We start from the raw sequence: 9,860 nt of genomic DNA on the forward strand, positions 1-9,860 counted from the left end.
GTCACCTCATGCAGCCAGAAGGACTGATCGCCGCCGAGGACGTCCTCCTGTTCGCCAATGCCGCGACCACATCCACCGCCCAACGCGAATTCCACTCCGACGCCGACACCCAGCACCTCTCGCTCGACTTCCTGCACGCGTACATGCTGGGCAACTACCGCGATCTGTACGCCGCCGCGCTCGCCCTCGACATCAACGACCACAACGCCGCGCTGATCATCCGCCGGCTGCTGGAGAGCGCCACCGAAGCGACCCCCGAACAGCGCCGCACCGAAGGCCGGTTGATTGCCCGACGGCTGACCGCACTGCCCCCGCAGCGGGTCTACGCCCTCTTCGCCGCGCTGCGCCGGGCCAAGGTCAACAACCGCCGCACCCGCGCGATCATGCGGGACTGGCTGGCCGCCCGCCCCGACCCGGCGTTCGACGCCGTCAAGTACCGGACCGGGGTGAAGACGGCGCTGCGGCACGCCCACCTGCCCGCACGAGAAGCCGAGTTGGGTGACTTCCTGTTCGCCCCGCGCCGCCGCACGCGCTACGGGACGCCGCTGCTGGAGACCTGGCGCCGCGCGCACTACGAGCAGACAGCGGTCTACGAGCTGCCGTTCACCGTCGCGGAGGGCTTCGCGGCCCGGCACGGCATCGCACGCGCGGCATTCCTGGAGCGGATCGCGCCCCGGATGACCCGGCTCGAACGGCTCCGTTTCCAGGACTCGGCGCGCCGCCACGGCGCGACCGCCGTCCGGACCGACCTGACGCGGATGCCGCTGACCCGGCTTGCCTCGTACGTCCTCGGGCTGTCCCTGGACGAACGAGCCGGGCGGCGGACGGAGTTGACAGCGGCGCTGCGGGCCGCCGCGCGCCGGGCCGCGCGCGGCGAGCGCGGCTGGGGCCGGGTCGCGGCAGTCCTGGACGACAGCTTCTCCTCCTACGGCTCCGGCCAGAAGCGGCGCCGCCCGCTCGCGGTGGCGCTCGCAGCCCACCACCTGTTGGAGGCACTCGCCGACTCGTACACAGCCCTGTGGACATCGGGACGGAGCGATCCGCTGCTGGCGTTCCCGCACGGGGCGACCCCGCTCGGCGAGCGGATTCTGGACGCACTGGAGACCGGCCCGGACCGGCTGCTGATCATCTCCGACGGCTGGGACAACGCACCGCCGGGGCTGGCCGCCGAGGTGCTGCGCGTATGGCGGACCCGGCTCGACCCGGACGGGCGGGTCACCGTCGTACACCTCAACCCCGTGTACGACGCGGACGACTTCGACGTGCGCCGCCTGGCCCCGACCGTACCCACCGCTGGCATCCGCGACGCCGAGGATCTGCCGTCGCTGGTCGGCCTGGCGCGGTTCGCCACCGGCCGCACCGGCCTGCCCGAGCTGCGCGCCCACCTGGACAGCCGTATCACCGCGTTCCTGACCGCACCCGAGGAGGCCCGATGACCGCCACCGGCACCCTCCGCCTCGACCTGGCCGGACTCACCACGCGCCCCTCGCAGGTCTGGGGCGGCATCCGCCTCGTCCCGCTGGTCCGCGCCGAACCGCTGCCGGGCCTGCGGCTGCACGCCGAGCTGTACGGGGACGGCATCGGTGTGGTGACGGTTGGGCCGCGCACCACCTACACGTCGTACATCCCGCACGGCTTCGTCGCCGACTGGGGCGCGGACAGCGGTCATGCGGGCGCCGCGGCGGCGTACGGGACACAGTTGCGCGGCGACCGGGACGCCGAGCCCGTGATCGCGATGCCGCTGCGCATCCACCGCCGGATGGCACGCCGAGAGGCCAAGCACCGACTGCGGTTCCTGCCGCTGCACCTCGCGCTCGACGGTTATCTGGCGCTGCACTTCGGCGGCCCGACCATCGCGTGGGAGGAGTGGTCGCAGCGGGCGCTGCGGCAGGGCCTGTCGCCTCGGGTGGAGGAGGCGTACATCGGCGTGACCGTGCGCGGGCTCGGGGACGCGCTGAAGGTGTTCGAGATACACCCGGGCCAGTGCGGGGTACTGCTCTACACGGCCGACGCCCTCGCCGCGGCCTTCGTCGTACCGCACCCGGAGGACTACCGGGCGCTGCACGCCACGCTCGTCCAGGATCTGTACGGGGAACTCATCTACCAATACGCCCTGTTGAGCGCGGCCGTGCCGGACTTCGTGCCGAGGATCGACGAGACGCGGGTGCGGACGACGGCGGATCTGCGAGCGGCGGTGGCCGCGGAACAGCGGGCGTGGGCGGAATTCCACGACGGGACGATGGCGGCGGGGCTGCTGAATACCGAGTACGCGACGCGGAAGGTGTACCGGGCGGGCGGGTTCACGCTGTCGCGATTCATACCGGCCTTTCGGCCCCGCGAGGAGAACCACATAGGTGAGGTCATCACCGCGGCGGACGGTCGGCTCGCGTATCTGAAGACCTTTCGTCTGTCCGAGACGCAGATTCGGCGCGGACACCTGTTGGAACGGTTGGCAGCGCACGACTGGCACCTGGGACGGACGGCGGAGGAATTCGGGCTGGACGAGAGGGAATTCGCTTCGCGCCTGCGGGCGGCGGGATTCGGTTCACTGCTCCGCCAGGGATGAGGACGCCTCTGCGGAGGGCCGCCTCCGAGAAGAACTCGGGGACCGCCCACCGCGGGAGCGAACGCGAAGGACCGCGCTCCTAAAGCGCTGACTCCTCCGCCGTGAGCCGTCGCACGGACTCCCGCAGGACGATGTGCGTGCCCAGGAGATGGCGGGTCTGGGCGGTGCCGCGGGCGGAGCCGGGGAGGCCGGCGTCCTCTTCGGCGAGGGCCAGGCGGACGGCGGCGCGGCCGAGCTCGTAGGAAGGAATGTTGACGGTGGTCAGGGGAGGGTTGAGGTCTTGGGAAACATCGTCGTTGTTGTAGCCGACCACCGAGATGTCCTCGGGGGTGCGGAGCCCGCGCTCGCGCATGGCGGCCATAGCGCCCGCGGCGACCAGATCGTCACCGGCGAAGACCGCGGTGAAGTCGGGGTTGCCGTCGCACCGCGCGAGCAGGTCCCGCATGGAGTTGTAGCCGTTGGTGCGACCGAGGCCGATACCCGCGATCCGCTGGTGCTCCGGCCCGAGCCCGTGGTCGGCCAGCGCACGCTGGTAACCGCGCACGCGCGGCTCGGCCGTGCTGTGCCCCGGCATCGTGCCCAGGTAGAGGATCCGCCGGTGCCCGGCGGACAGCAGGTGGCTGACGGCGGCGTACGCACCGGCCTCGTTGTCGTACTCCACCGCGATAACCGGGGTGTCGGGGCTCGGCGCGGGGCGCCCGCACAGCACGAGCCGGGAGCCCGCGGCGGCGAGCCCGTGCGCGTACTCGGTCAGCCGCACGCGGTACGCCTCGTCCTCGACCGCGCCGCCGACCAGGATCACGATCTCGGCGCGTTGCTCACGCATCATCTGCACCAGCGCCAGCTCGCGCGCCTCGTCACCGCCGTGGCTGCACACCATGCACAGCCGGCCGCGCGCGGCGGCCTCCTGCTCGACGCCCTGGGCGACGGCGGCGAAGAAGTAGCTGTCGACCGACATCATGATCACCGCGACCGTCTTGGGCCCCGTCCCGGCCAGCGCCCGCGCCCGGCCGTCGATCACGTAGTCGAGGTCCTTGACCGCCCGCAGCACCTTGGCGCGCGCGGCGGCCGACGTCGGGTAGTTCCCGGCCAGCGCCCGCGAGACGGTGGCGACCGAGACACCCGCCCGGACGGCGACATCGCGGATGGTGACGCGCCGGCTCCCGCCGCCCGCACCCGCCGCGGTCCCCGCACCCATGGGGCTTCCCACGCCCTGCCCGTTACCCGGCCCCGGCTCTGGTGCAGTCTCCGCCATCCCCGCCATCCGATTCCTCAGCGGCCCGCGGCTCCGGATCCGCGACGGCCAACACGCGACGCAAGGACCGACCCACGGCCCGGCGCCTGGCTCAGCGCAGGACCGGGTCCCACGCCCGACGCTTCGTTCGACACATCGTTCGACGCGGCGCCCGGCGCCCCCCGCGCTGCCGCCCAGCGTAGTAGTGCGGGGCCGGGCGGCAGGCACAGGGCGTCAGTGGTTGGCCGCGTAATCCGCCGCGTACTCGTCGGCGATCTTGTTCAGGCCGTCGCCGCGCATCTTCTTCACCGCCTCGTCCCACGCGCTCAGCGGCTTGCGCCCGGCCACGATCGCGCCGATCGTGTCGAGCCGGTACTGCCCGATGGTGGCTCCCGACCGGGTGAAAGTCTCCGACTGGAGGCCGAACCGCGGATTGCGTACGAGCATCGGCGCGATCTTCACCTGCCAGGCGTGGCTGCGCTTGACGTCGTCCGGCCGCCCCGGCAGGTAGAGCACCTGCGGCGCGTCGGACAGGTACTTGATCGGAAGATTGACGGTGCTCTCCACCAGACCGAGGTCCGTCGGTATCGGCGAGCCCTCCGCGTCCCGCGTGAAGTGCGTGCCCTCGATGCCGAAGTGCGTCAGCTCGTACTCCTTGGTGCCGAACGGCGCCGCCAAGTAGTCGAGCACCCGCAGGATCAGCTTGATCCGCTCGGGCGCGGCCTTCTTCAGCACCGTGTAGCCGAAGATCCCACGCGCCCGCTCCATGCCGGGCTTGCCACCGCCCGACGGCGTGTACGGCACCGCGCCGTCCAGGACGAAGGCGTCCTTGATGCTCGGGATGCTCGTGGTCAGTGCCCCGAAGCCGTCACCCATCGACGCGACCGTGCCGTTGTAGAAGAGCGTCTTGCAGTCGACGGTGGAGGTGCTGAGCGCGTTCGGCAGGTACGTCCCCGCCTGCCGCAGCTTCAGCATGAACTCCAGGCCCGCCTTGTACTCGTCCGTGCCGTACGCGTCGACGAAGTGCCCGCCGTCGAGCTTCCACTCCTGCGGCGCGCCGAACGCCATCGTGTGCACCGCGAAGCCGAAGCCGGTCTGCTGCGCCGCGCCCAGCGCGTACTTCTTGCCGTGCGTCGCCTCCTTGGCGACGGCCATGAAGTCGTCCGACGTCCAGCCGTCCTTCATGCCGGCCGCGCTGAAGATGTCGTTGTTGATCCACAGCGTGGTGCCGGGCGCGGACCGCTGCACCGGAATGCCGAGGATCCGCCCGCTGATCCGGCCCATGTCCTCCCACGCGTAGGTGGGGATGTTCGCCAGATTCGGGTAGTCCTTGACCGCGTCGCCCGCCAGGTACTCGCTCAGGTCCGCGCACTTGGCCTGCACGAATTGCGCCTCGCGGGGCAGTACGTGACCACCGCCGAGGTTGATGACGTCCGGCAGGTCGTTGCCCGCCATCAAGGTGGCCATCTTGTTGTCGTAGTCGGAGTCCGGCACGACCGTGAACTCGATGTTCACCCCCAGCGCCTTGTTGACCGCCGCCCAGAACTTGTTCTCCGACGCGGGCTTCGGCGGCGTCCCGTACGAGATCGTCATCACCTTGATCGTCTCGCCGTTGCCCGGCTTGTCGGCGACCGCGCTGACCAGGTTCTTGGGATACGTCAGATAACCCGGCTGCACCCCGTCCGCCGTCCCCGGCAGATCGGGCGCGGGCCCGTTGACCGGCTTGTACGTCGGCCAGGGTGCGAGCTTCTTGCCCGCGTTGCTCACATCGTGGCCGCCGGACGAGGAGGACGAGCATGCGGCGAGAACGGATGGGGCGGCCAGAGCGGCGCCACTTGCGGCGATCGAGCGCAGCAGCGTACGCCGCGAGAACGACGAGGTGCTCACGGTCAGTCCTTTCAGGGGTACGGGTGCGATGCGGGTGCGGTGATACGGGTACGGCGGCACGGTCCGCGGCCACTCGGCCGCTCGGCCGCTCGGCCCGCGTACGGCTCAGCTCTTGATGGCGCCGGTCAGCACGCCCTTGGTGAAGTACTTCTGGAGGAAGGGGTAGACGACGAGGATCGGCACGGTCGCCACCACCAGCACCGCCATCTGGATCGTCTGGGGCGACGAGACCATCCCCGCCTCGCTGGCCCCGGAGTCCGCGAGCTGCGCACCCCCGATGACATACGTGCGCAGCACCTGTTGGAGCGGCCAGTGGTCGGAGTTGAGGTAGATCGACGCGTAGAACCAGGCGTTCCAGTACGAGACCGCGTAGAAGAGCCCGACGACCGCGAGGGCCGCCTTGGACAGCGGGAGGACGATCCTGCGCAGGATCAGCCACTCGCCCGCGCCGTCCAGCCGGGCCGCCTCGTACAGCTCCTCGGGGATCGACTGGAAGAAGCCGCGCAGTACGACGAGGTTGAACACATTGATCAGGACGGGTGCGATCAACGACTCGTAGCTGTCGAGCATGTTCAGGCCCTTGACCAGCAGGAAGCCGGGGATCATGCCGGGCGGGAAGAGGAAGGTGAACAGGATCAGCAGCAGGATCGGCTTGCCGCCGAAGACCTGGGGACGGCTGAGCGCGTACGCCAGACCAATCGTGCAGGCGAGGCTGAGGGCCGTGCCGATGATCGTCACACCGGCGCTCACCCACAGCGCGTGGGTGACGATGCTGCCGTCGAAGATCTCCCGGTAGGCGCGCAGGGTGGGGTGTTCCGGCCACAGCACCCAGCCGCCGTTGGCGACCACGTCCTTGTTGGACGCGAAGCTGGTCGACACGATGATCAGGAACGGGACGGTGACCAGCAGGACGACGGCGACCAGGGCCAGCGCCTTGGCCGCCTGGGTGACGGGCTTCGGCTTCTCCATCCACGAAGGACGGACGGGACGGACCGGGCGACTCGAACGACGCGGGCGGACCGAACGGAACGGGCCGGTACGAGGCGTGCGACCGGCGGACTGAACGGCGCTCATCGGTAGACCCCCTGCTCGCCCAGCCGGTGCGCGACCTTGTTGGCGGTGAAGACGAGTACGGCGCCCACGACGCCCTTGAAGAGACCGGCCGCGGCGGCATAGCCGAAGTCGCCGCCGATGATGCCCTTGTAGTAGACGAAGGTGTCGATGATCTCGGCCGCCTCGGGCCCGACCGCCGGCCGTTGGAGCAACATCTGCTCGAAGCCGACCGACAGGATGTCACCGAGCCTCATGATCAGCAGAAGAACGATGATCGGCCGCAGCGACGGCAGGGTGACGTGCCAGAACCGCCGCCACGGACCCGCACCGTCGATCGCCGCGGCCTCGTACTGCTGCTCGTCGACCTGTGACAGCGCGGCGAGGAAGATGATCGTGCCCCAGCCGCAGTCCTTCCAGATCACCTGGGCCACGACCAGCGGCTTGAACGCGTCGGGGTTGCCGATGATGTTCACGGTGTGCAGGTGGGCGTCGCCGAGCACGCTGTTGAGCAGCCCGGTCTCGCCGAGCACCTGCTGGAAGAGGGCCACCACGATGACCCACGACAGGAAGTGCGGCAGATACGCCACGCTCTGCACGAACCGCCGCACGCTGTCGCGGGTCAGGCTGTGCAGCAGCATCGCCAGCGCGATCGGCACGGGGAAGAAGAAGACGAGCTGGAGCAGCGCTATCCACAGGGTGTTGACGACCGCGGCCCAGAAGTCCGGGTCGCCGAACATCCGCTGGAAGTTCGCGAAGCCCACCCACTGGCTGGCCCAGAGCCCGTCGAAGGGCACGTAGTCCTTGAACGCGATGACGTTCCCGACCATCGCGCCGTAGTGGAAAAGCAGGAAGTACGCCACGCCGGGCGCCATCAGCAGGACGAGGGCGGCATCCCGGCGCAGCCGCTTGCGGCGCGAGCCGGGCTCGGGCTTCACACGGTTCGCCCCGCCCCTACGGGCCAGGCGTTTCGCGCGTCTCACGCGTCGTTCGGACGCGCCCACCGCATCGGCGCGGCTGGTGGCGTCCTGTTCGGCAATCGCCATCGCGTCCTCCTCGACGCTTAAGGTGGGACGGAACCTAAACCGGTTACTACGACAGGTCAACCCCTCGCGCAGCCCAAGACGTTGACCTCTGATGGCGTCGGCCCTAATCTCAGAGCCAGAGAAAGAAACCGATTACACCGTGGTGCGCGCACAGCGGCCCGCACGCACGGCGCCGCACACGCACGACGACGAACATGAACACGAGCAGGACCACGAACACGAGCACGTCACCGTGCACAGACCCACGCAGACCTGCGGACACGTGAGGGGCAGACATGGCGGAGCGTCCGAATCTGGTGCTGGCGATGCGTCCGGACATCCTCGACCTGGTACTTCCGGCCCCCCTGCGCACCCGGCTCGACGCCCTCGCGGCCGTCCACCCCGCCCTCGTCACCGACACCACGACGCCCGCCGCGCGGGCCGCGCTCGCCGACGCCGACGTGCTGCTCACCGGCTGGGGCGCGCCCGCCGTCGACTCCGCCGTCCTGGCCCTCGCGCCCCGGCTCGGCGCCGTCATCCACGCCGCCGGCACCGTCAAAGGCCACGTCGGGCCCGAGGTCTGGCAGCGCGGCATCGCCGTCTCGTCGGCGGCCGACGCCAACGCCGGTCCCGTCGTGGACTTCACCATGGCCACGGTCGTCCTCGCCGCCCGCCGCGCGCTCGGCACCGCCGCCGAGTACACCGACGGCCAACTCCTCGGCTACCGCGACCGGCGCGGCGCGGACGGCGCCGTCGTCGGCGTCATCGGCGCCTCCCGCATCGGCCGCGGCGTCATCGCCCGGCTCCTCGCCGCCCCCTCCGACTTCCGCGTCCTGCTCGCCGACCCGTACGTCTCCGCCGCCCAGGCCACCGCTCTCGGCGCGGAACTCGTGGACCTCGACGAGCTGTGCGCGACCTCCGACATCGTGACCGTGCACGCACCCGATCTGCCCGAGACCCACCACCTGCTCGACGCCCGCCGCCTGGCCCTGATGCGCGACGGCGCCTCCGTCATCAACACCGCGCGCGGCCGGCTGGTCGACACCGCGGCCCTCACCCGCGAATGCGCCGCGGGCCGCCTCGACGCCTACCTCGACGTCACCGACCCCGAACCACTCCCCCGCGGCCACCGGCTGCACAGCCTCCGCAACGTCCTGCTCACCCCGCACATCGCGGGCTGCCAGGGCACGGAGGTCCAACGGCTCGGTGCCTACGCCGTCGACGAGGTCGAGCGCTGGACACGCGGCGAGGCCCTCCTGGGAGCCGTGCTGGCGGACGACTTGGCGCGCATCGCGTAAGGCGGCGCGCATCGCGTACGGCGGCGTGCAGCGGTACGGCGGTACGGTGCCGGATTCGTCGTCGTCCGGCGGCGCGGTGCCGGATTCGTCGTCGTCCGGCGGCGCGGTCTAGCGGTCCCTGAAGAGCACCATCTCGTACTCCGTCTCGGACGGGTTCAGCGGATACTTCATCGTCTCGCCGGTGCGGATGAAGCCGAAGCGCTGGTAGAAGGACTCAGCACGGCCGTTGTCCTGGTGGACCCACAGGTACACGCGGTCGGTACGGTCCCAGGCCCAGGCGATGGCGGCGGCGAACAGGCGCTCGGCCAGACCGGTTCCGCGGGTCTCGGGGACCAGATAGACGGCGTTGACGGAGAAGTAGTCGGGGCGCTCCACGACGACGGTGAGCATGCCGACCCAGGCGCCGCCCTGGTGTCCGTCGGTCTCGTCGGGTTTGCGGACCGCGTCACGGTCGATGGCGACGAACTGCTGGGATCCGGCACCGGACGCCCGTCGCTGCCAGACCGTGTCGCTCAGCGCGGCCTCCTCTTCGAAGGTCCGCGCGAAGGCCATGCTGCTGACCGGGTCCTGGAGCGCTGCCAACCGCAGTGCCCGGATCCGCTGCCACTCCGCCGGTGCCACCGGCCGTATCTCGTACCGCATCATCCGACGGTACAACGCAAAAAAGCTCGGGTCCTCCGAATTAAATTCGGAGGACCCGAGCTGAAAGATTGTTCGGCGGTGTCCTACTCTCCCACAGGGTCCCCCCTGCAGTACCATCGGCGCTGAAAGGCTTAGCTTCCGGGTTCGGAATGTAACCG

General features: G+C 70.3%; 8 protein-coding genes and 1 rRNA gene. 3 read left to right on the forward strand and 6 right to left on the reverse strand.

Features of this window, described 5'->3' with window-relative positions:
• Window positions 1–8 precede the first annotated feature (8 nt).
• Both ACFZAM_RS26490 and ACFZAM_RS26495 read left to right on the forward strand, forming a co-directional pair.
• Window positions 9–1,436, forward strand: a complete 1,428-nt coding sequence (locus ACFZAM_RS26490) for a hypothetical protein (RefSeq protein WP_391049773.1) — start codon at window positions 9–11, stop codon at window positions 1,434–1,436.
• On the forward strand, window positions 1,433–2,566 hold the full coding sequence (locus ACFZAM_RS26495; protein ID WP_391049775.1) for a hypothetical protein: 1,134 nt from the start codon (window positions 1,433–1,435) through the stop codon (window positions 2,564–2,566). The genes ACFZAM_RS26490 and ACFZAM_RS26495 overlap by 4 nt, the downstream gene beginning before the upstream one ends.
• 79 nt (window positions 2,567–2,645) lie before the next feature.
• On the opposite strand, the gene ACFZAM_RS26500 is transcribed toward ACFZAM_RS26495, so the two are convergent.
• The 4 genes from ACFZAM_RS26500 to ACFZAM_RS26515 all read right to left on the reverse strand — a co-directional run bounded on the left by ACFZAM_RS26500 (window position 2,646) and on the right by ACFZAM_RS26515 (window position 7,612).
• The gene (locus ACFZAM_RS26500; RefSeq protein WP_355341807.1) at window positions 2,646–3,764 is read right to left on the reverse strand and encodes a LacI family DNA-binding transcriptional regulator; all 1,119 of its coding nucleotides are present in this window, start codon (window positions 3,762–3,764) and stop codon (window positions 2,646–2,648) included.
• A 270-nt stretch (window positions 3,765–4,034) separates the two neighbouring features.
• Window positions 4,035–5,687: an extracellular solute-binding protein gene (locus tag ACFZAM_RS26505; RefSeq protein ID WP_391049777.1), complete on the reverse strand. Its 1,653-nt coding sequence runs from the start codon at window positions 5,685–5,687 to the stop codon at window positions 4,035–4,037.
• A 105-nt stretch (window positions 5,688–5,792) separates the two neighbouring features.
• Window positions 5,793–6,656: a carbohydrate ABC transporter permease gene (locus tag ACFZAM_RS26510; RefSeq protein ID WP_355341801.1), complete on the reverse strand. Its 864-nt coding sequence runs from the start codon at window positions 6,654–6,656 to the stop codon at window positions 5,793–5,795.
• A 101-nt stretch (window positions 6,657–6,757) separates the two neighbouring features.
• A complete protein-coding gene (locus ACFZAM_RS26515; protein ID WP_188285565.1) occupies window positions 6,758–7,612 on the reverse strand; it encodes a sugar ABC transporter permease in 855 nt (284 codons plus the stop codon).
• Window positions 7,613–8,058: 446 nt separating this feature from the next.
• Here ACFZAM_RS26515 and ACFZAM_RS26520 point away from each other — a divergent pair, with 446 nt between their 5' ends.
• Window positions 8,059–9,060, forward strand: a complete 1,002-nt coding sequence (locus ACFZAM_RS26520) for an NAD(P)-dependent oxidoreductase (RefSeq protein WP_391049780.1) — start codon at window positions 8,059–8,061, stop codon at window positions 9,058–9,060.
• Window positions 9,061–9,168: 108 nt separating this feature from the next.
• On the opposite strand, the gene ACFZAM_RS26525 is transcribed toward ACFZAM_RS26520, so the two are convergent.
• Both ACFZAM_RS26525 and rrf read right to left on the reverse strand, forming a co-directional pair.
• A complete protein-coding gene (locus ACFZAM_RS26525) occupies window positions 9,169–9,702 on the reverse strand; it encodes a GNAT family N-acetyltransferase (RefSeq protein WP_355341795.1) in 534 nt (177 codons plus the stop codon).
• Between the two features lie 70 nt (window positions 9,703–9,772).
• A 5S ribosomal RNA gene (gene rrf / locus ACFZAM_RS26530) occupies window positions 9,773–9,860 on the reverse strand; the annotation flags it as partial.

This window comes from Streptomyces sp. NPDC008079 (genome assembly GCF_042957385.1).
Taxonomy (GTDB): domain Bacteria; phylum Actinomycetota; class Actinomycetes; order Streptomycetales; family Streptomycetaceae; genus Actinacidiphila.

Excerpts from the sequence above, each read along its gene's own strand:
- ACFZAM_RS26490 (WP_391049773.1), top strand. The coding sequence starts at position 9 with ATGCAGCCAGAAGGACTGATCGCCGCCGAGGACGTCCTCCTGTTCGCC.
- ACFZAM_RS26495 (WP_391049775.1), top strand. The coding sequence starts at position 1,433 with ATGACCGCCACCGGCACCCTCCGCCTCGACCTGGCCGGACTCACCACG.
- ACFZAM_RS26500 (WP_355341807.1), bottom strand. The coding sequence starts at position 3,764 with ATGGGTGCGGGGACCGCGGCGGGTGCGGGCGGCGGGAGCCGGCGCGTC.
- ACFZAM_RS26510 (WP_355341801.1), bottom strand. The coding sequence starts at position 6,656 with ATGGAGAAGCCGAAGCCCGTCACCCAGGCGGCCAAGGCGCTGGCCCTG.
- ACFZAM_RS26515 (WP_188285565.1), bottom strand. The coding sequence starts at position 7,612 with ATGGCGCCCGGCGTGGCGTACTTCCTGCTTTTCCACTACGGCGCGATG.
- ACFZAM_RS26520 (WP_391049780.1), top strand. The coding sequence starts at position 8,059 with ATGGCGGAGCGTCCGAATCTGGTGCTGGCGATGCGTCCGGACATCCTC.
- ACFZAM_RS26525 (WP_355341795.1), bottom strand. The coding sequence starts at position 9,702 with ATGCGGTACGAGATACGGCCGGTGGCACCGGCGGAGTGGCAGCGGATC.